This is a genomic window from Streptomyces sp. NPDC085946 (assembly GCF_044540485.1).
GTDB lineage: Bacteria > Actinomycetota > Actinomycetes > Streptomycetales > Streptomycetaceae > Streptomyces.
In genome coordinates this window covers 1,096,468-1,116,094 of the sequence record NZ_JBITSF010000001.1, presented here as the reverse complement: position 1 = coordinate 1,116,094, position 19,627 = coordinate 1,096,468, and the positions used below count along the sequence as shown (strand labels likewise).

The following is a 19,627-nucleotide window of genomic DNA, read 5'->3' as shown; positions in this document are numbered from 1 at the left end:
ACGACTCGCCTCCGCCGCATCCGCGCCTCCGGCCCGGCGCGCACGCTTTCGGCCCGGTCCGGGCCCGGCTCCCGGCGCGCCCTGGCGCACACGCCTCGAACGCGGCGCCCGGCCCGGTCCGGCGCGCGCTCCCCGGCCCGGCCCGCAGGCGGCTCGTCCCCGGAGCCGCGTGCCGCGCCCGCTCCCGGCACGGGCGGCGCGGCCCCGACGGCCGTCCACGTCGCGCACCACCGTGACCGGCGGGCCGGGCCACCCGGGCCCCGGCGCAGCGGCGCCCGGCGCGGACCGTCCGCGCCCCCTCATCCCCCGTACTGCGACCGCGCCTTGAACGCCGCCTTCCGGGCCTCCTTGGCGATCCTCTTGTCGGGGTGCAGCCGCCCCATCGCCTCCAGCACGTCGGCGGTCGCCGGGTGGTCGACCCGCCAGGCCGTGTCGAAGAAGCCGCTGTGCTGCCGGGCCAGGCCCTGGACGAGCGCCCGCAGTTCCTCGGAGTTCCCCTCGGCGGCGAGCTGCGCGGCGACCGTGTCGACGGTCAGCCAGAAGACCAGCTCCTGCGACGGCGCGGGCACGTCGGACGCGCCGTGCTCGGTCAGCCACACCCGGGCCAGACCGCCCAGTTCGGGGTCGTCGAGCACCTCCCGCAGCGCCGGCTCGGCCGTCGCGCCGACCAGCGACAGCGCCTGCTGGCAGTGCAGGCGCCGCAGCGGCGCACCGGCGTCCGACCCGCGCGCCGCGGCCAGCAGCTCCCGTGCCGCGGCGAGCGGTTCGCGGCGGGCCAGCCACTGCTCGGTCTCGGCCTGCGCCGCCGCCGGCGGGAAGCCCGCCGTGCCGTCGAGCAGGGCGTCGGCGCCCTTGTCCGCGAGGTCGCCGACCGCGGGCGCCTCGAAGCCGGCCTCCAGCAGCCGGGCGCGCATCCCGTACAGCCCGAGCGGCGTCAGCCGCACCATGCCGTAGCGGGCGACGTCGGTGTCGTCGACCGGCGCCGGCGGCTCCGCCCCGGCACCCCCGGCACCCCCGGCACCCCCGGCGCCCTCCGCGTCCCCGGCGTCCGCCAGCACCGCCTCGTCGACCGGCCGGTACGCCACGAGCCCGATCGGTCCGAGCGTCCGGAACTGCTCGTCCAGCCGCATCATGGCGTCCGAGACCTGCTCCAGGACGTCGTTGGTGGGCTCCGTCATGTCGCTGGGCACGATCATCGACGCGGCCAGCGCCGGCAGCGGCACCGGGGACTCGCCGGGCACCCCCTCGCCGACCGTGAGCAGGTACAGGTTCCCGAGCACGCCGTCGAGGAACGCGGCCTCGGCCTGCGGGTCCCAGTCCAGCGAGGAGAGGCCGGCCTCCCCGTCCGCGACCGCGTCGGCGAGCCCGTCCAGGGCGGGCACGGCGGCGTCGGCGAGCACCGACTCCAGGGCGTCGAGCCACACCCCGAGCACGTCCTGCGGCGAACCGCCGGTGAGCAGCGCGAGGCCGGCGCCCGCCGTGACGGTCCCCGCCTCCTCGTCGACGACCTCGACGAGCCCGGTGTCGACGGCGACCCGCCACGCCTCGCTCGCCTCCGCCGCGGCGTCCGGCCCGCTCAGCCCGAGCGCCTCGGCCGCCGCCGGCAGCTGTGCGTCGACGAGCCCGCCCCCGGCGTCGACACGGGTGTCCGGCCCCGCCCAGCGGGCCAGCCGCGCGGCCCGGGCCAGCAGGGGCGTGGACAGGGCGTCGCGCGCCAGCTCCGCTTCGGGGTGCAGCCGCACCGGCGGCAGGGGGGAGCTGTCTGACATCGGCTGTTTCTCCTAGGACGGCCTCGTACGACTCGCCCGCTCAGCCTAGACGGGTTTCCACCCATGCCGCCCGCTTCATCTCCCCGTCGACCGCCGTACATGGCCGAAACCTTGACAAGTGGGCTGAGCAGGCTGGAGATTGACGCGCGTAGAAGTCGGCGGACACCTGTTCACCGGATCACCCCCACGCCCATCCGGCGTCCCCCGGTCGTCTACGCGCGTCGCGCCGTCCCCACGGGCCGCGGCCGCACCGTCCGGTTCCACCCTCGTCCCGGCGTCCGTCACGTCCCCGGAGGGATTCCCTTGCCGAGCAAGTCGTCCGCGCGCCTCGCCGCGCTCACCGTCGCCGCCGTGTGTTCCGCGGCGGCCACCCAGATAGCCGTCCTGCCCGCGCACGCGGCCACCGTGCGCATCCACGACATCCAGGGCGACACCCGCACCTCGCCGTACGCCGGCCAGAAGGTCACGGACGTGTCCGGCATCGTCACCGGCATCCGCACCTACGGCTCGTCCCGGGGCTTCTGGATCCAGGATCCGGCCCCGGACGCCGACCCGGCCACCAGCGAGGGCGTGTTCGTCTTCACCAGCTCCACCCCGAAGGGCGTCGCCGTCGGCGACGCGGTCACCGTCTCGGGCACGGTCTCGGAGTTCGTGCCCGGCGGCGCCTCCTCCGGCAACCAGGCGCTGACCGAGATCACCCGGCCGACGTTCACGGTCGTCTCCAGCGGCAACCCGGTCCCGGCCGCCACCGTCGTCGACGCGCGGTCCGTCCCCGACGCCTACACCCCGGCCGGCGACCCGGCCGCGGGCGGCTCGGTCAACGCGCTGCCGCTGCGGCCCGCCACGTACGCCCTGGACTTCTACGAGTCCCTGGAGGGCATGAACGTCCAGGTCGCCGACGCCCGCGTGGTCGGCGCCACCGACCCGTACACCGAGCTCTGGGTGACGGTGAAGCCGCAGGAGAACCCGACCCGCCGCGGCGGCACGGTCTACGGCTCCTACGACGACCAGAACACCGGCCGGATCCAGATCCAGTCCCTCGGCGCCTCGGCGGACTTCCCGGAGGCGAACGTCGGCGACACCCTCGCCGGGACCACCGCGGGCCCGCTGGACTACAACCAGTTCGGCGGCTACACCCTCGTCGCGAACCGGCTCGGCACCCTCGACAGCGGTGACCTGCAGCGCGAGACCACCCGCAAGCAGAAGAGCGGCGAACTCGCGGTGGCGACCTACAACGTCGAGAACCTCGACCCCTCCGACGGCACCTTCGCCGCGCACGCCGCCGCGATCGTGAACAACCTCCAGTCGCCCGACATCGTGTCCCTGGAGGAGATCCAGGACGACAACGGCGCCGTCAACGACGGCGTGGTCACCGCCGGCCGGACGGTGGACACGCTGATCGAGGCGATCGTCGCGGCGGGCGGCCCGCGCTACGACTGGCGCGGCGTCGACCCGGCCGACGACGCCGACGGCGGCGAGCCCGGCGGCAACATCCGCCAGGTCTTCCTCTTCAACCCGGAGCGGGTCTCCTTCACCGACCGCGCGGGCGGCGACGCCACGACGCCCGTCGGCGTGACGAAGGTGCGCGGCAAGGCCGCCCTGACCGTCTCCCCCGGGCGCATCGCCCCGGCCGACGAGGCGTGGAAGAACAGCCGCAAGCCGCTGGCCGGCGAGTTCGTCTTCCGCGGCCGCACGGTCCTGGTCGTCGCCAACCACTTCAACTCCAAGGGCGGCGACCAGGGCTTCACCGCGCAGTACCAGCCGCCGGCGCGCAGCTCGGAGACCCAGCGCCACCAGCAGGCCGGCCTGGTCAACGCCTTCGTCAAGGACGTGCTCGCCACCCAGAAGAACGCCGACGTCGTCGTGCTCGGCGACATCAACGACTTCGAGTTCTCCGGGACCGCGCGGATCCTCGAAGGCGACGGCGAGCTGTGGTCGGCGATCAAGTCGCTGCCCAGGAGCGAGCGGTACAGCTACACGTACCAGGGCAACAGCCAGGTCCTGGACCAGATCCTGGTCAGCCCGTCGATCCGCCGGGGCTGCGACCTCGACTACGACAGCGTGCACATCAACGCGGAGTTCCACGACCAGATCAGCGACCACGACCCGCAGGTCCTGCGGTTCCACCCGTAGCGCCCGCCCCGGGCCGGCCGTCTTCGGCGGCCGGCCCGGCCGGTCACCCGGCGCACGAAGATTCGGGTCAAGTGGGCGGTTCGGCACGGCATTTCGGGAAACCCGGCCGGTCATGGAGGACAAGGACGGTCCCGGCCGGTTGCCCGCACGGTCATGGCGGGCGGTGGCGCTCCGCACGTTCAAGGAACTGCTGGACGACGAACTGTCCGACCGTGCGGCCGCGTTGACGTACTACGGGGTCCTGTCGCTGTTCCCCGCCCTGCTGGTGCTGGTCTCCCTGCTGGGCGTGGTCGGACAGCGCGCCACGGACACGCTCCTCGACAACGTCGGGGACCTGGCGCCGGGTCCGGCGCGCGACATCCTGCACGACGCGGTGGTCCAGCTCGGCGACAGCGGGGGCACGGGCAGCGTCCTGGCCGTGCTCGGCCTGCTGTTCGCCCTGTGGTCCGCGTCCGGGTACGTCGCCGCCTTCATCCGCACCTCCAACGCGGTGTACGACCTGCCGGAGGGCCGCCCGGTCTGGAAGCTGACGCCCCTGCGGCTGGCCCTGACGGTGGGCCTCATGCTGATGCTCGCGGCGAGCGCCCTCATCGTGGTGTTCACCGGGCCGCTGGCCGAGCGGGCGGGCACGGCGATCGGCCTCGGCGACGCGGCGATCGCCGCCTGGGGGATCGCCAAGTGGCCGGTGCTGCTGCTCCTGGTCGTCATGATGATCGGCCTGCTGTACTGGGCGGCCCCCAACGTCCGCGGCCGCGGCTTCCGCTGGATCTCCCCCGGCAGCGTCCTCGCCACGTTCATCTGGCTGGCCGCCTCCGCCGGTTTCGCCGTCTACGCGGCCAACTTCGGCTCGTACAACAAGACGTACGGCACCCTGGCCGGCGCCATCGTCTTCCTGGTGTGGCTGTGGCTGTCCAACCTGGCGATCCTGCTGGGCCTGGAGTTCGACGCGGAGCTGGCCCGGGAGCGGGCGATCACCCACGGCCGGCCTCCGACGGAGGAGCCGTACGTGGAACCGAGGGACACCCGCAAGTGGCCCCCGCGACTGCGCGCGAGGCTGCGGGCGGCGAAGGGCCACTGAACGGCCCCGCGCACGGAGAGCGGCCCCGGCCGGGGGGGACTCCCGGCCGGGGCCGCTCCGTACGGTCGGCCCGGTCAGCGGTGCAGGAGGTGTCCGCCGTACTGCCAGTGGCGCCCGCCGTACTGCCAGCGGATGCCCCGCGACCGGCGGTACACGCCGTGCCGGCCGTGCCGGCCGTGCCGCCGCAGCATCTCCATCGCCACGACCGCCGCTCCGGCCGCCGCCCCGGCGACCAGCACCGGGCGCGGATGCCGCATGCCGGCCTGGACGGCGTTGCGCATGGGCTCCGGCATGCCGTGCTCCACGGCGTGCCCCGCCTGCGCCGCCCGGTCGTGCACGGTGTGACCGGCCTGCGTCGCCTTGTCGTGCACGGTGTGCCCGGCCTGCGTCGCCTTGTCGTGCACGGTGTGCCCGGCCTGCGTCGCCTTGTCGTGCACGGTGTGCCCGGCCCGGGTGGCCTTGTCGTGCACCTTGTGTCCGGCCTGGGTGGCCCTTTCCTGCACGGTGTGTCCGGCCTGGGCCGCGGTGCTGCGCAGCTGCACCGTCATCGCCCCGGCCCGGTCCCGCAGGTCCGCCGCCCGGGCCCGCGCACGGCCCTTGACGTCCATCCTGCCGGCCAGTTCCTCGACGGTGTCGCCGAGATCACTCCGCGTCTGCTCGATCTGGCTGCGCAGCTCGTCGGGGCCCTTGGCCCCGCCGCCCGCGGCCTGCCCGGCGGAGCCGCCCTGCGCGGCGCCCCCGCTCATCGCGTCCCCACTCGTCGCGTCCGTCATCGATGCGCCCTTTCCCTGATCTCCTCCACGTCGGCCCTGAGACTGCCGATGGCCGCCCGGGGTGCCGGCGGCGTGGCGCGGCGCAGCTGGCCGCGGCCGACGACGGCCAGCAGGCCGGCGACCGCGAACAGCACCGCCGCCACGACGAGCGCCGCCGCCCACACGGGCAGCACCAGCGCGAGCGCCGCGGCGCCCGCGGCGGCCAGTCCGAGCAGTCCGGCGTAGGCCACCGCGCCCGCGGCGCCGAGCAGCCCGCCGCCGCGCCCCGCGCGCCGGCCCTTCTCGGTGAGTTCCTCCTTGGCGAGGGCCGCTTCCTGCCGCGCGAGGCGGGAGAACTGTTCCGTGGCCTGCCCGACGAGGGCGCCCACGGAGTGCTGCCCGTCATGGGCGGGCCTGGTGTGCGTGGTTCCGGTCACGGTGTCCCGCCTCCTTCCGGTCCGGGACACCGGGTACCCGGGCCCGCACCCGGCTACCCCTGGGCCGCGCCGCCGGGTCCCCGCTCGCCGAGCCGGGCGAGCTGGGTCTGGAACCAGTCGAGCCGGGCCTGGAGGAGGGCGGCCTCCGCGACCAGTTCCGGGACCCCGAGGCCGTCCGCCGCCCCCGTCCCCGCGGGCGCCGTGTCCGGGAACCCGCCACCCGGTCCCGCACCACCCGGCCCGGGCCCGGTCACCTCCACCCGGGCCCCGGCCCCCGCCAGCCGCGCGAACCCGGCCGGCGACACGGACCCCCGTCCGCGCAGGCAGCCCGCGCAGGACGGTGCCAGTGCCCGCCAGCCCGGCCGCCCCCAGCCCGCGTCGGCCAGGGCCACCGCGGCCGCGCCGCAGGCACAGGGCCCGACGGTGACGCGGCGCACCCGCTGCCGCGCGCAGCGGAAGCCGCGTTCGAAGCGGATGTAGGCGCCCAGCACCGAGACCTCCAGCAGGACGGCGCCGCGGTGCTCGGCCGTGCACAGCAGGGCCTCGGCGGCCGACCGGTCGTGCACGCAGTGGAAGCCGCAGTCGCAGCGGCGGTGCGGTGCCCGGTGCCGCAGCCCGTACGCGCAGGACGCGTCGGCCACGACTCCGTACGGCAGCGCGCCGCCCAGCGACACACCGGTGAACCCGGCCCGGGAGCCGTCCTGGGACAGCACCGGGTGGGCGATCTTGTATCCGGTCGGCGGCTCCGCGGGGCGTTCCTCGGGGAGCCGCAGCCTCATCGCGGGACCGGGACCTCTTCGGGCGCCGCCGCCTCGGTCTCCTCGACGTCCGCCGGGAGACCGGCCTCGTCCTCCCGGGCCTGCGGCTGCTCCTGTGCGACTCCGGTGGCCAGTGCCTTGCCGAGTTTCATGACGCCTCCCATGACCTGCCCGTCGGTGACCGTCCCGACCATGGTGACCCACCGGGGCCCGCCTTGGACATAGGGCCCGCCCCGGACACGGGGCACCCCGCCCCGTCCTCCTTCGCCCGCCTCCGCTGCACGGTGATCACCCCGGCCCCGACGCGTGCGCCCCCGGCCCCGGCGACGCGCGCGGCCGCGGCGGCCCGGTCCTGTCCGGGGCCCGCCACGCTCACCTCCCGGGACCGCGGCCGGCCCGTCGCCGGGCGTGCCGTCCTCGCACGGCGACGGGCCGGGGCCCGTACCGCGGTGCGCGGTACGGGCCCCGGCCCGTTCGTGCGGCGGCTCCGGGCGGCGGGTCAGCCCCAGCGGTAGCCGTCGCCGAGGAGCAGCGTGTGCTCCAGCACGTCCTCCATCGGGTCGTCGATCTGGCCCACGTTGACGTTGACCAGGCCGACCCGCGGGCCGTTGTGCGAGGCGTTGTTGGTCTCGTCGGCGTACGCCGTCCCCGCCGGCAGCCAGCACACCACCACCGCGGCTCCCACCCCGGCCAGCCGGCGTGCCACTGCCCTCACCCGCTCGTTCCTCATGCCCAGCCCCTCGTTCGGTCGGTTCGGCGTCTGATAGGACTCCACGTCCACCGGTTCATCCGACTGACCCACCGGAAGGTCACGCCGAGTCATCCGTACGGGGCGGGCGGCGGGTCAGTTGTGGCTGTGCAGCACCTCGTTCAGACCGCCCCAGACCGCGTTGTTCGGCCGGGCCTCGACCGCGCCGGTGACGGAGTTGCGGCGGAAGAGGATGTTGGAGGCGCCGGACAGCTCGCGGGCCTTGACGACCTGGCCGTCGGGCAGGGTGACGCGGGTGCCGGCGGTGACGTACAGGCCGGCCTCGACGACGCACTCGTCGCCGAGCGCGATGCCGACGCCCGCCTCGGCGCCGATCAGGCAGCGCTCGCCGATGGAGATGATGACGTTGCCGCCGCCGGACAGCGTGCCCATGGTGGAGGCGCCGCCGCCGATGTCCGAGCCGTCGCCGACGACGACGCCCGCGGAGATCCGGCCCTCGACCATGGAGGTGCCGAGGGTGCCCGCGTTGAAGTTGACGAAGCCCTCGTGCATGACGGTGGTGCCCTCGGCGAGGTGCGCGCCGAGCCGGACGCGGTCGGCGTCGGCGATGCGCACGCCCTTGGGGGCGACGTAGTCCGTCATGCGCGGGAACTTGTCGATCGAGGTCACCTGGAGGTGCAGGCCCTCGGCACGCGCGTTGAGGCGGACCTTCTCCAGGTCGTCGACGGCGACCGGGCCGAGCGAGGTCCAGGCGACGTTGGCGAGGAAGCCGAAGACGCCCTCCAGGCTCTGGCCGTGCGGCTTGACCAGGCGGTGGGAGAGCAGGTGCAGGCGCAGGTAGACGTCGTGCGCGTCGATCGGCTTCTCGTCCAGCGAGGCGATGACCGTACGGACCGCCACGACCTCGACGCCGCGGCGGGCGTCCGGGCCGATCGCCGCGGTCGCGCCGCCCCCGATGAGCTCGGCGGCCTGCTGGGCGGAGAGCCGCTCGGTGCCGGAGGGGCCGGGCTCGGCGACGAGTTCCGGCGCGGGGAACCAGGTGTCGAGGACGGTGCCGTCGGCGGCGATCGTGGCGAGGCCGGCGGCCACGGCGCCGGTGGTGCGAGGAGCAGTCGTGTCGGTCATAAGGGCAACCTAACGTGACCGCGCCCGCGGGAGCGAACCGGCGGCGGCACGTCTCATGTGGCGGGCGGACGAGGCCCTCCGGGGGCGGGTCGGCGCCCCGGCGGCCCGGTCGCGGACGCCACCGTCCGGAGGCGGATCGGCGGCCTCGCGGCCCAGCACGGACGCTACCGTTCGGAGGCGGATCGGCGGCCTCGCGGCCCGGTACGGACGCCACCGTCCGGCGTCGCCTCCGCGCCGGCGACGGTCAGGGGTCCGGCCCCTGAGAACAGCCCGCGCCGCGACGGCCGGAGATCCCGGCGCCCGGCACCGACCCGCGCCGCAACGGCCGGAGATCCCGGCCCCCGGCACCGACCCGCGCCGCGACCGCCGGAGACCCCGGCCCCCGGCACCGACCCGCGCCGCGACCGCCGGAGACCCCGGCCCCCGGCACCGACCCCCGTCGGCGTCTCCCGGGCGGTACGCCCCGTCACAGGGCCGGCCCGTCGGGAGACGTCCAGGCGGGCGCCGTCCGTCCGGCCGCACCGGCCCCGCGCCGTGACGGGGCCGGTGCGGCCGGACAGCAGCCCGGCGAGGCCGTCGGCCCACGCGGCGGCCACCGGGCGCAGGGCAGGCCGGCACAGGGCGGCCGGTCAGAGCGCGTGCTTCGGGAAGGCCCCGGTGCGGCCGGCCGTGAGCCACCCGCCCGGAGGGGCGGCGAACCCTCCGCCGGCCTGCCGCAGGGCGGCGGCCGGCAGGTCGTCGAGGGGCGCGAGGCGGTACCTCGCCGAGCCGGGCGGGACGTCGGCCCCGGCGGCGACGGGGCGGCGGCGCGGTGGCCGAGCCCGGCGACGCCCCCCTCCCCCGCCTCAGTGGGCACCCCCCAGGTTCAGCACCACCACCCCGACGATGATCAGGGCGATCCCGGCCGCCTTGGTGACGGTCATGCCCTCCCCCAGGAACAGGATCCCGAGGGTGGCGATGGCCGCGGTGCCGACGCCGGACCAGATCGCGTAGGCGGTGCCGACGGAGACGGTCTTCAGGGTCTGCGCGAGCAGCGCGAAGGAGACGAGGTACCCGAGCGCGGTCAGCATCGACGGTCCCAGCCTGCTGAAGCCGTGGCTGTACTTCATGGCGGTGGTCCCGGCCACCTCCGCGGCGATGGCTCCGGCGAGCAGCAGGTATCCCATGGGTGCGAGCGTACGCAGGGGGTGTCCCGCGGACGGCCGTGCGCGGAGCCGTCCGGGAACGGCAGCGGCCCCCGGCTGTCTCCAGCCGGGGGCCGCCACGCGGGTACGGGCGGGCTCAGACGTTGAAGCCCAGCGCCCGCAGCTGCTCGCGCCCGTCGTCCGTGATCTTGTCCGGACCCCACGGCGGCATCCAGACCCAGTTGATCCGCAGCTCGTTGACCAGGCCGTCCGTGGCGGACTTCGCCTGGTCCTCGATGACGTCGGTCAGCGGGCAGGCCGCCGAGGTCAGCGTCATGTCGACGGTCGCGATGTTCGCGTCGTCGATGTGGATGCCGTAGATCAGGCCCAGGTTGACGACGTCGATGCCCAGCTCGGGGTCGACGACGTCCATGAGCGCCTCGCGGAGTTCCTCCTCCGAGGCCGGCTTCATCTCAACGGTGTCGGTCATGCCGTCTTCCTTTCGGCGTCGGCTCCGCCCAGGGCCTGGGCCGTCGCGTCCTTCCACGCCATCCAGCTCAGCAGCGCGCACTTCACCCGCGCCGGGTACTTGGAGACACCGGCGAACGCGACCGCGTCCTCCAGGACGTCCTCCATCGCGTCGTCGGGCTCGATGCGGCCCTTGGACTGCATCAGCTCCAGGAAGGTCTCCTGGATCTTCTGCGCCTCGGACAGGTCCTTGCCGACCAGCAGGTCGTTGAGGACGGACGCGCTGGCCTGGCTGATGGAGCAGCCCTGGCCCTCGTACGAGACGTCGGCGATGGTCGTGCCGTCGTACTTCACCCGCAGGGTGATCTCGTCGCCGCAGGTCGGGTTCACGTGGTGCACCTCGGCGTCGCCGTCCCTCAGACCACGCCCGTGCGGGTTCTTGTAGTGGTCCAGGATGACGTCCTGGTACATCGAGTCAAGCTTCACGACCAGCCCTTCAGCCGAAGAAGTTCCGTACGTGCTCCAGCCCCTCGACCAGTGCGTCGATCTCGGCCGGCGTGGAGTACAGATAGAACGACGCTCGCGTGGTCGCGGGAATTCCGTACCGGAGGCAGACCGGCCGCGCGCAGTGGTGGCCGACGCGGACCGCGATGCCCTGCTCGTCGAGGACCTGGCCCACGTCGTGCGGGTGGATGTCACCCAGCGTGAAGGAGATGGCGGCGCCGCGCTCCTCGGCCGTGGTGGGGCCGATGATCCGCAGGTCGGGCACCTCCAGCAGCCGCTGCACCGCGTACTCGGTGAGCGCGTGCTCGTGGGCGAGGATCTTGTCCATGCCGATGGAGTTGAGGTAGTCGATCGCCGCGCCCAGCCCGACCGCCTGCGCGATCGGCGGGGTCCCCGCCTCGAACTTGTGCGGGGCGGGCGCGTACGTCGACGAGTGCATCGACACGGTCTCGATCATCTCGCCGCCGCCGAGGAACGGGGGCAGGTCCTCCAGCAGCTCCTGGCGGCCCCAGAGCACGCCGATGCCGGTCGGGCCGCACATCTTGTGGCCGGTGAAGGCCACGAAGTCGGCCTGCAGGGCCTGCACGTCCAGCGGCATGTGCGGGGCGGCCTGGGAGGCGTCGATGCAGACCAGGGCACCGACCTCCTGGGCGCGGCGCACGATCGCCTCGACCGGGTTGAACGTGCCGAGGATGTTGGAGACCAGCACGAAGGAGACGATCTTCGTCTTCTCCGTGATGACCTCGTCGATGTTCGACAGGTCCAGGCGGCCGTCGTCGGTGAGGCCGAACCACTTCAGCTTCGCGCCCGTGCGCTGCGCGAGCAGCTGCCACGGCACGATGTTGGAGTGGTGCTCCATCTCCGTGATGACGATCTCGGTCTCGGAGTCCACGCGGTAGGGCTCGTCGGCCCAGCCCAGCATGTTCGCCACGAGGTTGAGCGACTCGGAGGCGTTCTTGGTGAAGATCACCTCGTCGCGGCTCGGCGCGTTGACGAACGCGGCGACCTTGTCGCGCGCGCCCTCGTACAGCGCCGTGGCCTCCTCGGCGAGCACGTGCACACCGCGGTGGACGTTGGCGTTGTGGCGCTCGTAGTACTCGTTGAGGGCGTCCAGCACCTGTTGCGGCTTCTGGCTGGTCGCCGCGTTGTCCAGGTAGACGAGCTTCCGGCCGTCGTGGACCTGGCGGTCCAGCACGGGGAAGTCCTTGCGGATCGCCTCGGTGTCGAGGAGGCCCGGCAGCTGTGTCACGCGGATGCGCCACCCTTCACGTATGCCTCGTAGCCCTCGTTCTCCAGCTTGTCGGCGAGCTCGGGGCCGCCGGACTCCACGATGCGCCCGTTGGCGAACACGTGGACGTGGTCGGGCTTGATGTAGCGCAGGATGCGCGTGTAGTGCGTGATCAGCAGGGTGCCGACCTCGCCGGTCTCGCGGACGCGGTTGACGCCCTCGGAGACCACCCGCAGGGCGTCGACGTCGAGACCGGAGTCGGTCTCGTCGAGGATCGCGACCTTGGGCTTGAGCAGCTCCAGCTGGAGGATCTCGTGGCGCTTCTTCTCACCGCCGGAGAAGCCCTCGTTGACGTTGCGCTCGGCGAAGGCGGGGTCCATGTTGAGGCGCTGCATGGCCTCCTTGACCTCCTTCACCCAGGTGCGCAGCTTGGGGGCCTCGCCGCGGATGGCGGTGGCGGAGGTGCGCAGGAAGTTGGAGACCGAGACGCCGGGGACCTCGACCGGGTACTGCATGGCCAGGAACAGGCCGGCGCGGGCGCGCTCGTCGACGGACATCTCGATGACGTCCTCGCCGTCGAGGGTGACGGTGCCGCCGGTGATCGTGTACTTGGGGTGCCCCGCGAGGGAGTAGGCGAGGGTGGACTTGCCCGAGCCGTTGGGGCCCATGATGGCGTGGGTCTCGCCCTGCTTCACGGTGAGGTCGACACCCTTGAGGATTTCCTTCGTGCCGTTCTCGACCTCGACGGTGACGTGCAGGTCTCGGATTTCAAGCGTTGCCATGGGTGCCTCAGGACTCCTGGGTGAGGGAGACGAGCACGTCGTCCCCTTCGATCTTGACGGGGTATACGGGGACGGGGCGCGTCGCCGGGAGGGCGTCGGGCTTGCCGGAACGGAGGTCGAAACGCGAGCCGTGCAGCCAGCACTCGATGTGGCAGTCGTCCACCTCGCCCTCCGACAGCGAGACGTTCGCGTGCGAGCAGATGTCGTGGATCGCGAACACCTCGCCCCCGGTCTGCACGAGGGAGACCGGCGTGCCGTCGAGTTCCACCCGCTTCGGGGTGTCCTCCTCCAGCTCGCTCAGCCCGCAGGCGCGTTGGAAGGTCATGCGACCGACGCCTCCAGCTCCTCCTCGATCTTGGTGATCAGGCGCTCCTCGATGTCCGGGAGGCCGATCTGCTGGACCAGCTCGGCGAAGAAGCCGCGGACCACCAGGCGGCGGGCCTCGTGCTCCGGGATGCCGCGGGCCATGAGGTAGAAGAGCTGCTCGTCGTCGAAGCGGCCGGTGGCGGAGGCGTGGCCGGCGCCGACGATCTCGCCCGTCTCGATCTCCAGGTTGGGGACCGAGTCGACGCGCGCGCCGTCGGTGAGGACCAGGTTGCGGTTCATCTCGTAGGTGTCGGTGCCCTCGGCCTTGGCCTCGATGAGCACGTCGCCGATCCACACCGCGTGCGCCTGCTCGCCCTGGAGGGCGCCCTTGTAGACGACGTTGGACTTGCAGTGCGGGACGTTGTGGTCGACCAGGAGGCGGTGCTCCTGGTGCTGGCCCTGGTCGGTGAAGTACAGGCCGAACATCTCGACCTCGCCGCCGGGACCGGCGTAGGTGACGCGCGGGTGCAGCCGTACGACGTCGCCGCCGAAGGTGACGACGACCGACTTGAAGCTCGCGTCCCGCCCGACCAGCGCGTTGTGCTGGGCCACGTGGACGGCCTTGTCGTCCCAGTCCTGGACGGAGACGACGGTCAGCTTGGCGCCGTCGCCCAGGAGGTAGTCGACGTTGGCGGCGAGCACCGCGTCACCGGTGTGGTCGATGACGACGACGGCCTCGGCGAAGGCGCCGAGCTCGATCACCTGGTGGCCGAAGGCGGTGCCGCCCTGGCCGTGCACCGCGATGCGGATCGGCTCGGTGAGGACCGTCTCCTTGGGCACGGTCACGACCGAGGCCTGCTCGAACGCCGAGTAGGCCTGGGCGGCGACGCGGTCCACCGGGGTGCCGGCCCTGCCGAGCCGCGCGTCGTCGCGGCCGACGGTCTCGACGGTGACGCCCTCGGGGGCCTGGACGTCGACCTTCACGCCGTCGCCGGTGGCGACCGCGGTGCCGTCGTGCAGGCCGCGCAGCCGCTCCAGCGGGGTGAACCGCCACTCCTCCTCGCGGCCGTGCGGGACCGGGAAGTCCGCCACGTCGAAGGAGGGGGGCGCGCTCATGCGCGTGGCGACGGTCGAGTCCGCCTCGGCGGCGACCGCGATGGCACCGGCGGTGGTGGAGCCCACCGGGATGTTCTGAGCCTCAGCCATGGCTGTCGTAGTGCTCGCTTTCCGTTACGTAAGGGGCTGGACGGGGCGGCGGGGCGGCGCGTGGCCGCCCCTGGCCGGCGGTTAGCCGACCGCGCCCTCCATCTGCAGCTCGATCAGCCGGTTGAGCTCCAGCGCGTACTCCATGGGGAGCTCCTTGGCGATGGGCTCGACGAAGCCGCGCACGATCATCGCCATGGCCTCGTCCTCGCTCAGACCGCGGCTCATCAGGTAGAAGAGCTGGTCCTCGGAGACCTTGGAGACGGTCGCCTCGTGGCCCATGGACACGTCGTCCTCGCGGACGTCCACGTAGGGGTAGGTGTCCGAGCGGGAGATCGTGTCGACGAGCAGCGCGTCGCACAGCACGTTGGACTTGGAGCCCGGGGCGCCCTCGCCGATCTCGATGAGACCGCGGTAGGAGGTCCGGCCGCCGCCGCGCGCCACCGACTTGGAGACGATGTTCGACGAGGTGTTCGGGGCCATGTGGACCATCTTGGCGCCGGCGTCCTGGTGCTGGCCCTCGCCCGCGAAGGCGATGGACAGGGTCTCGCCCTTGGCGTGCTCGCCCATCAGGTAGACGGCCGGGTACTTCATCGTCACCTTGGAGCCGATGTTGCCGTCGACCCACTCCATGGTCGCGCCCTCGTACGCCACGGCGCGCTTGGTGACCAGGTTGTAGACGTTGTTCGACCAGTTCTGGATGGTCGTGTAGCGGCAGCGGGCGTTCTTCTTGACGATGATCTCGACGACCGCGGAGTGCAGCGAGTCCGACTTGTAGATCGGCGCCGTGCAGCCCTCGACGTAGTGCACGTAGGCGCCCTCGTCGACGATGATCAGGGTCCGCTCGAACTGGCCCATGTTCTCCGTGTTGATGCGGAAGTAGGCCTGCAGCGGGATCTCGACGTGCACGCCCGGCGGCACGTAGATGAAGGAGCCGCCGGACCACACGGCGGTGTTCAGCGCGGCGAACTTGTTGTCACCGGCCGGGATGACCGTGCCGAAGTACTCCTTGAAGAGCTCCGGGTGCTCCTTCAGCGCGGTGTCGGTGTCCAGGAAGATGACGCCCTGCTCCTCCAGGTCCTCGCGGATCTGGTGGTAGACGACCTCCGACTCGTACTGGGCGGCGACGCCGGCCACGAGGCGCTTCTTCTCGGCCTCGGGGATGCCCAGCTTGTCGTAGGTGTTCTTGATGTCCTCGGGCAGGTCCTCCCAGGACTCCGCCTGCTTCTCCGTGGAGCGCACGAAGTACTTGATGTTGTCGAAGTCGATGCCGGACAGGTCCGAGCCCCAGTTCGGCATGGGCTTCTTCTCGAACAGGCGCAGGCCCTTGAGGCGGAGCTTGGTCATCCACTCCGGCTCGTCCTTCTTCGAGGAGATGTCCCGGACGACGTCCTCGCCCAGGCCGCGACGCGCCGACGCACCGGCCTCGTCCCGGTCGGCCCAGCCGTATTCGTACTTGCCCAGGCCCTCGAGCTCGGGGTGGGCAGTCTCCGTGGGGAGAGTCATGCGGGGTTCCTCCCGGCCGTGCTTTCAGATGCGTGGTGAGTGGTCGTGGAAACGTGCGAAGTCTTCGGAATGAACGTCGTGCAGACGCCGTCGCCGTGCGCGATGGTCGCCAGCCGCTGCACATGCGTACCGAGAAGCTCGGCGAAAAATTCCGTCTCGGCCTCGCACAGCTGCGGGAACTGTTCGGCGACGTGGGCGACCGGGCAGTGGTGCTGGCAGAGCTGCTCGCCCTTCTGGGGGTGGGGCGCGCTGCGCGCGGTAGCAGCGTACCCGTCCTCGCTCAGCGCCTTCGCCAGGGCTTCCGTGCGCTTGTCCGGGTCCGCCGCCCGGACCGCCGCGCGGTACGCGCCCGCCTGGGCGGCGATCCTGGCCCGGGCGAACGCGGCGATCGCCTCGCTGCCGCCCTCGCGCTCGGCGATCCAGCGCAGCGCGTCCGCGGCCAGCTTGTCGTACGACTGGTCGAAGGCGTCCCGGCCGCAGTCCGTCAGCGCGAACACCTTCGCGGGCCGCCCGCGCGTGCGCGTGCCGTAGACGCGGCGTTCCCGGGCCTCGACCACGTTGTCGGCGGTCAGGGCGTCGAGGTGCCGGCGCACGGCGGCCTGGGTGAGGCCGAGCCGGTCGGCGAGTTCGGCGACGGTCGACGGGCCGTGGTCCAGGATGGAGCGCGCGACCCGGTTGCGGGTGGACCGCTCCCCGGTCGCGAGCTCCTCGTGAGCCTCGCCGACGTTTTTCACAACGCCATTGTTGCGTAATTCATCGGAGGCGGGCAAGCCGCCTCCTGACCGCCCCACGGTGCCGTGCGTCACTTAGGTAAACCTAAACTGACCTGCGGAAACGATCTTTGATCGATCAAACGGCCGGCGTGCCCGGACCCGGCCCGGACACCTGCGGAGCACGGCCGCCGCACCGGCCGCGGGGCGCGGACTTCCCGCACCCGCCCGCCTGAGCACCCGTCCGGCTCCCTAGACTCTGGACCCATGGAAAGTGAGCCCGTGGTCCAGGTCCAGGCCCTGGTGAAGCGGTACGGCCCGAAGACCGCGGTGGACGGGCTCGACCTGGTGGCCCGGGCGGGGGTCACCGCCGTGCTCGGCCCCAACGGGGCGGGCAAGACGACCACGGTCGAGACCTGCGAGGGGTACCGCAGGCCGGACTCCGGCACGGTGCGCGTCCTGGGCCTCGACCCGGTCCGGCAGTCCGCCGCGCTGCGCCCCCGCATCGGCGTGATGCTCCAGTCCGGCGGCGTCTACTCGGGCGCGCGGGCCGGCGAGATGCTCCGCCACGTGGCCCGGCTGCACGCCCACCCGCTCGACGTGGACGCGCTGATCGAACGCCTGGGGCTCGGCTCCTGCGGCCGTACGACGTACCGGCGCCTGTCCGGCGGGCAGCAGCAGCGGCTCGCGCTGGCGATGGCGGTGGTCGGGCGCCCGGAGCTGGTGTTCCTGGACGAGCCGACCGCGGGCCTCGACCCGCAGGCCCGCCGCGCCACCTGGGACCTCGTGCGCGACCTGCGCGCCGACGGCGTCTCCGTCATCCTCACCACCCACTACATGGACGAGGCCGAACAGCTCGCCGACGACGTGGCGATCATCGACGCGGGCAAGGTCATCGCCCAGGGTTCCCCGGAGGAGCTGTGCCGGGGCGGCGCCGAGAACACGCTGCGCTTCACGGGCCGGCCCGGGCTGGACGTCGGATCGCTGCTGAAGGCCCTGCCCGCCGACTGCACGGCGGCCGAGCTGACCCCGGGCTCGTACCGGGTGGTCGGCAAGGTCGACCCCCAGCTGCTGGCGACGGTCACCTCCTGGTGCGCCCAGCACGGCGTGATGCCGGACCGGATCTCCGTCGAGCGGCACACCCTCGAAGACGTCTTCCTGGAGCTGACCGGCAAGGAGCTGCGCTCGTGACCGCCACCGGTACCCACACCCCCGCGCCCGGGGCGGCCCCGCTCCCCCGCATGATCGCGGCGCAGGCGGCGCTGGAGACGAGGATGCTGCTGCGCAACGGCGAGCAGCTGCTGCTGACGGTGATCATCCCGACGCTGCTGCTCGTGCTGTTCTCCACCGTCGACATCGTCGACACCGGCCAGGGCGAGGCCGTCGACTTCCTCGCCCCCGGCGTCCTGGCGCTCGCCGTGATGTCGACCGCGTTCACCGGCCAGGCCATCGCCACCGGCTTCGAACGCCGCTACGGGGTGCTGAAGCGGCTCGCCTCCTCACCGCTGCCGCGCTGGGGACTGATGACGGCCAAGACGGCGTCCGTGCTGGTCACCGAGATCCTCCAGGTGGTCCTGGTGACGGCGATCGCCCTCGCGCTGGGCTGGTCGCCGCACGGCGACCCCCTCGCCGTCCTCCTGCTGCTGGTCCTGGGCACGGCGGCCTTCTCGGGGCTGGGCCTGCTGATGGCCGGGACGCTCAAGGCCGAGGCGACCCTGGCCGCCGCCAACCTGGTCTTCCTGCTGCTGCTGGTCGGCGGCGGGGTGATCGTGCCGCTGGAGAAGTTCCCGCCCGCCGCGCAGGACGTCCTCGGCCTGCTGCCGATCTCCGCCCTGTCGGACGGCCTGCGGGACGTGCTCCAGCACGGCGCCGGCATGCCCTGGGGCGACCTCGGGATCCTGGCCGTGTGGGCGGTCGCGGGGCTGGCCGCGGCGGGCAGGTTCTTCCGCTGGGAGTAGGCGGGGCGGCCGTTGCGCACCCCCTCGTGAACGTGTGCACAAGCGTCCGCCTACGATGGGGGGCGTGCCAAAGTTGACCCGCGCCGACGCCGAAGCGGCCCTGCGCAACCCGCTCGCCTTCATCGCCGCACGCTGGACGCCCACCGCCGGGACGGTGCGGCGGGCGGCCCTCGCCGCGCTCGTCATGTCGGTGGTCATCGTGGTCACCGGCGGCGCGGTGCGGCTCACCGGCTCCGGCCTCGGCTGCCCCACCTGGCCCAAGTGCACGGCCGACTCGCTCACCACGACCCGTGAGATGGGCCTGCACGGCGTGATCGAGTTCGGCAACCGCCTGCTGACCTACGTGCTGTGCGCCGCGGTCGGCTGGGCGATCGTCGCGGCCCGCGCGCAGAAGCCGAGGCGCCGCGAGCTCACCCGGCTGGGCTGGGTGCAGTTCTGGGTCGTGATGGGCAACGCCGTCCTCGGCGGCATCGTCGTGCTGGTCGGTCTCAACCCGTACACGGTCGCCGCGCACTTCCTGCTCTCCTCGGCGCTGATCGCGGTGGCCACGGTGATGTGGCAGCGCAGCCGGGAGGGCGACGAGGCGCCCCGGCCGCTGGTCGGCGCGGCGGTGCGGCAGCTGGTGTGGGTGCTGGTCGGCGTCACGGTGCTGCTGATCGCCGTCGGCACGGTGGTCACCGGCGCGGGCCCGCACGCGGGCGACTCCAGCGACGTGCCGCGCATGCCGGTGGACTGGGAGACGGTCACCAAGCTGCACGCCGTGCTGGCCTGGATCGTGGTGACGCTGACCTTCGCGCTGTGGTTCGTCCTGAAGGCGGTCGACGCGCCGCGGGAGCCGCTGGACCGCACGCGCGACCTGTTCCTGATCCTGCTGGCCCAGGGCGCGGTCGGCTACGTCCAGTACTTCACGGACCTCCCCGAGGTCCTGGTCGGCGCCCACATGCTCGGCTCCTGCCTGGTGTGGATCGGCACGCTGCGGGTGCTGCTGTCGCTGCGCGAGCGGCCCGGGGCCGCCCCGGCCGGCCTGCCCGGGCAGCCGGACCGGACGCTGACCACCGCCTGACCGGCCGCCCCCGG

Annotated in this window: 21 protein-coding genes; 5 read left to right on the top strand and 16 right to left on the bottom strand. The window is 73.1% G+C overall.

What is annotated here, in order from left to right; all coding sequences use genetic code 11:
* Positions 1-299: 299 nt before the first annotated feature.
* Positions 300-1,769, bottom strand: coding sequence for a hypothetical protein (locus tag ACIF8T_RS04945; RefSeq protein ID WP_400031182.1), 1,470 nt, complete (start codon positions 1,767-1,769; stop codon positions 300-302).
* A gap of 303 nt (positions 1,770-2,072) precedes the next feature.
* Between ACIF8T_RS04945 and ACIF8T_RS04940 the strand changes: the two genes are divergently transcribed.
* Positions 2,073-3,902, top strand: a complete 1,830-nt coding sequence (locus ACIF8T_RS04940; protein ID WP_400031180.1) for an endonuclease/exonuclease/phosphatase family protein — start codon at positions 2,073-2,075, stop codon at positions 3,900-3,902.
* A 112-nt stretch (positions 3,903-4,014) separates the two neighbouring features.
* Positions 4,015-4,980 (top strand): YihY/virulence factor BrkB family protein, encoded by a 966-nt coding sequence (locus ACIF8T_RS04935; protein ID WP_400031178.1) that lies wholly within the window; start codon positions 4,015-4,017, stop codon positions 4,978-4,980.
* A 74-nt stretch (positions 4,981-5,054) separates the two neighbouring features.
* Here the strand turns inward: ACIF8T_RS04935 and ACIF8T_RS04930 are convergent, their stop codons facing one another.
* The 15 genes from ACIF8T_RS04930 to ACIF8T_RS04860 form a co-directional block, all read right to left on the bottom strand.
* Positions 5,055-5,753, bottom strand: coding sequence for a DUF3618 domain-containing protein (locus ACIF8T_RS04930; RefSeq protein WP_400031176.1), 699 nt, complete (start codon positions 5,751-5,753; stop codon positions 5,055-5,057).
* Positions 5,750-6,169, bottom strand: a complete 420-nt coding sequence (locus tag ACIF8T_RS04925) for a phage holin family protein (RefSeq protein WP_400031174.1) — start codon at positions 6,167-6,169, stop codon at positions 5,750-5,752. The genes ACIF8T_RS04930 and ACIF8T_RS04925 overlap by 4 nt, the downstream gene beginning before the upstream one ends.
* A 53-nt stretch (positions 6,170-6,222) precedes the next feature.
* On the bottom strand, positions 6,223-6,948 hold the full coding sequence (locus ACIF8T_RS04920; protein ID WP_400031172.1) for a hypothetical protein: 726 nt from the start codon (positions 6,946-6,948) through the stop codon (positions 6,223-6,225).
* Positions 6,945-7,175: a hypothetical protein gene (locus ACIF8T_RS04915; protein WP_400031170.1), complete on the bottom strand. Its 231-nt coding sequence runs from the start codon at positions 7,173-7,175 to the stop codon at positions 6,945-6,947. The genes ACIF8T_RS04920 and ACIF8T_RS04915 overlap by 4 nt, the downstream gene beginning before the upstream one ends.
* 251 nt (positions 7,176-7,426) lie before the next feature.
* Positions 7,427-7,657 (bottom strand): hypothetical protein, encoded by a 231-nt coding sequence (locus tag ACIF8T_RS04910; protein ID WP_400031168.1) that lies wholly within the window; start codon positions 7,655-7,657, stop codon positions 7,427-7,429.
* 114 nt (positions 7,658-7,771) lie between these two features.
* Positions 7,772-8,761: a 2,3,4,5-tetrahydropyridine-2,6-dicarboxylate N-succinyltransferase gene (dapD, locus tag ACIF8T_RS04905; RefSeq protein ID WP_400031166.1), complete on the bottom strand. Its 990-nt coding sequence runs from the start codon at positions 8,759-8,761 to the stop codon at positions 7,772-7,774.
* A gap of 845 nt (positions 8,762-9,606) precedes the next feature.
* On the bottom strand, positions 9,607-9,927 hold the full coding sequence (locus ACIF8T_RS04900; protein ID WP_400031164.1) for a DMT family transporter: 321 nt from the start codon (positions 9,925-9,927) through the stop codon (positions 9,607-9,609).
* 115 nt (positions 9,928-10,042) lie between these two features.
* Positions 10,043-10,375, bottom strand: coding sequence for a metal-sulfur cluster assembly factor (locus ACIF8T_RS04895; protein ID WP_133042642.1), 333 nt, complete (start codon positions 10,373-10,375; stop codon positions 10,043-10,045).
* The gene (sufU, locus tag ACIF8T_RS04890) at positions 10,372-10,839 is read right to left on the bottom strand and encodes a Fe-S cluster assembly sulfur transfer protein SufU (RefSeq protein WP_400031162.1); all 468 of its coding nucleotides are present in this window, start codon (positions 10,837-10,839) and stop codon (positions 10,372-10,374) included. The genes ACIF8T_RS04895 and sufU overlap by 4 nt, the downstream gene beginning before the upstream one ends.
* A 10-nt stretch (positions 10,840-10,849) precedes the next feature.
* Positions 10,850-12,106, bottom strand: a complete 1,257-nt coding sequence (locus ACIF8T_RS04885; protein ID WP_400031160.1) for a cysteine desulfurase — start codon at positions 12,104-12,106, stop codon at positions 10,850-10,852.
* Positions 12,103-12,867: a Fe-S cluster assembly ATPase SufC gene (gene sufC / locus ACIF8T_RS04880; protein WP_400031158.1), complete on the bottom strand. Its 765-nt coding sequence runs from the start codon at positions 12,865-12,867 to the stop codon at positions 12,103-12,105. The genes ACIF8T_RS04885 and sufC overlap by 4 nt, the downstream gene beginning before the upstream one ends.
* Before the next feature lie 7 nt (positions 12,868-12,874).
* The gene (locus ACIF8T_RS04875; RefSeq protein ID WP_400031156.1) at positions 12,875-13,192 is read right to left on the bottom strand and encodes a non-heme iron oxygenase ferredoxin subunit; all 318 of its coding nucleotides are present in this window, start codon (positions 13,190-13,192) and stop codon (positions 12,875-12,877) included.
* Positions 13,189-14,379: a Fe-S cluster assembly protein SufD gene (gene sufD / locus ACIF8T_RS04870; protein WP_400031154.1), complete on the bottom strand. Its 1,191-nt coding sequence runs from the start codon at positions 14,377-14,379 to the stop codon at positions 13,189-13,191. Before sufD ends, ACIF8T_RS04875 begins: the two co-directional genes overlap by 4 nt.
* 81 nt (positions 14,380-14,460) lie before the next feature.
* Positions 14,461-15,882: a Fe-S cluster assembly protein SufB gene (sufB, locus tag ACIF8T_RS04865; protein ID WP_400031152.1), complete on the bottom strand. Its 1,422-nt coding sequence runs from the start codon at positions 15,880-15,882 to the stop codon at positions 14,461-14,463.
* Positions 15,879-16,616: a helix-turn-helix transcriptional regulator gene (locus ACIF8T_RS04860; protein WP_400031150.1), complete on the bottom strand. Its 738-nt coding sequence runs from the start codon at positions 16,614-16,616 to the stop codon at positions 15,879-15,881. The genes sufB and ACIF8T_RS04860 overlap by 4 nt, the downstream gene beginning before the upstream one ends.
* A gap of 243 nt (positions 16,617-16,859) precedes the next feature.
* On the opposite strand from ACIF8T_RS04860, the gene ACIF8T_RS04855 reads away from it, so the two are divergent.
* Genes ACIF8T_RS04855 through ACIF8T_RS04845 form a run of 3 tightly spaced genes read left to right on the top strand, consistent with a single transcriptional unit; the run spans position 16,860 to position 19,613 of the window.
* A complete protein-coding gene (locus tag ACIF8T_RS04855; protein WP_400031148.1) occupies positions 16,860-17,783 on the top strand; it encodes an ABC transporter ATP-binding protein in 924 nt (307 codons plus the stop codon).
* Positions 17,784-17,833: 50 nt separating this feature from the next.
* Positions 17,834-18,550 (top strand): ABC transporter permease, encoded by a 717-nt coding sequence (locus tag ACIF8T_RS04850; protein WP_400031504.1) that lies wholly within the window; start codon positions 17,834-17,836, stop codon positions 18,548-18,550.
* A gap of 55 nt (positions 18,551-18,605) precedes the next feature.
* The gene (locus tag ACIF8T_RS04845) at positions 18,606-19,613 is read left to right on the top strand and encodes a heme A synthase (protein ID WP_400031146.1); all 1,008 of its coding nucleotides are present in this window, start codon (positions 18,606-18,608) and stop codon (positions 19,611-19,613) included.
* Positions 19,614-19,627: the final 14 nt, after the last annotated feature.

Bases quoted from the DNA above. Each gene is read 5' to 3' on its own strand.
- ACIF8T_RS04900 (WP_400031164.1), bottom strand. From the start codon at position 9,927: ATGGGATACCTGCTGCTCGCCGGAGCCATCGCCGCGGAGGTGGCCGGG.
- ACIF8T_RS04850 (WP_400031504.1), top strand. From the start codon at position 17,834: ATGATCGCGGCGCAGGCGGCGCTGGAGACGAGGATGCTGCTGCGCAAC.
- ACIF8T_RS04920 (WP_400031172.1), bottom strand. From the start codon at position 6,948: ATGAGGCTGCGGCTCCCCGAGGAACGCCCCGCGGAGCCGCCGACCGGA.
- ACIF8T_RS04855 (WP_400031148.1), top strand. From the start codon at position 16,860: ATGGAAAGTGAGCCCGTGGTCCAGGTCCAGGCCCTGGTGAAGCGGTAC.
- sufC (WP_400031158.1), bottom strand. From the start codon at position 12,867: ATGGCAACGCTTGAAATCCGAGACCTGCACGTCACCGTCGAGGTCGAG.
- ACIF8T_RS04935 (WP_400031178.1), top strand. From the start codon at position 4,015: ATGGAGGACAAGGACGGTCCCGGCCGGTTGCCCGCACGGTCATGGCGG.
- sufB (WP_400031152.1), bottom strand. From the start codon at position 15,882: ATGACTCTCCCCACGGAGACTGCCCACCCCGAGCTCGAGGGCCTGGGC.
- ACIF8T_RS04845 (WP_400031146.1), top strand. From the start codon at position 18,606: ATGGGGGGCGTGCCAAAGTTGACCCGCGCCGACGCCGAAGCGGCCCTG.
- sufD (WP_400031154.1), bottom strand. From the start codon at position 14,379: ATGGCTGAGGCTCAGAACATCCCGGTGGGCTCCACCACCGCCGGTGCC.
- ACIF8T_RS04945 (WP_400031182.1), bottom strand. From the start codon at position 1,769: ATGTCAGACAGCTCCCCCCTGCCGCCGGTGCGGCTGCACCCCGAAGCG.
- ACIF8T_RS04875 (WP_400031156.1), bottom strand. From the start codon at position 13,192: ATGACCTTCCAACGCGCCTGCGGGCTGAGCGAGCTGGAGGAGGACACC.
- dapD (WP_400031166.1), bottom strand. From the start codon at position 8,761: ATGACCGACACGACTGCTCCTCGCACCACCGGCGCCGTGGCCGCCGGC.
- ACIF8T_RS04930 (WP_400031176.1), bottom strand. From the start codon at position 5,753: ATGACGGACGCGACGAGTGGGGACGCGATGAGCGGGGGCGCCGCGCAG.
- ACIF8T_RS04910 (WP_400031168.1), bottom strand. From the start codon at position 7,657: ATGAGGAACGAGCGGGTGAGGGCAGTGGCACGCCGGCTGGCCGGGGTG.
- ACIF8T_RS04895 (WP_133042642.1), bottom strand. From the start codon at position 10,375: ATGACCGACACCGTTGAGATGAAGCCGGCCTCGGAGGAGGAACTCCGC.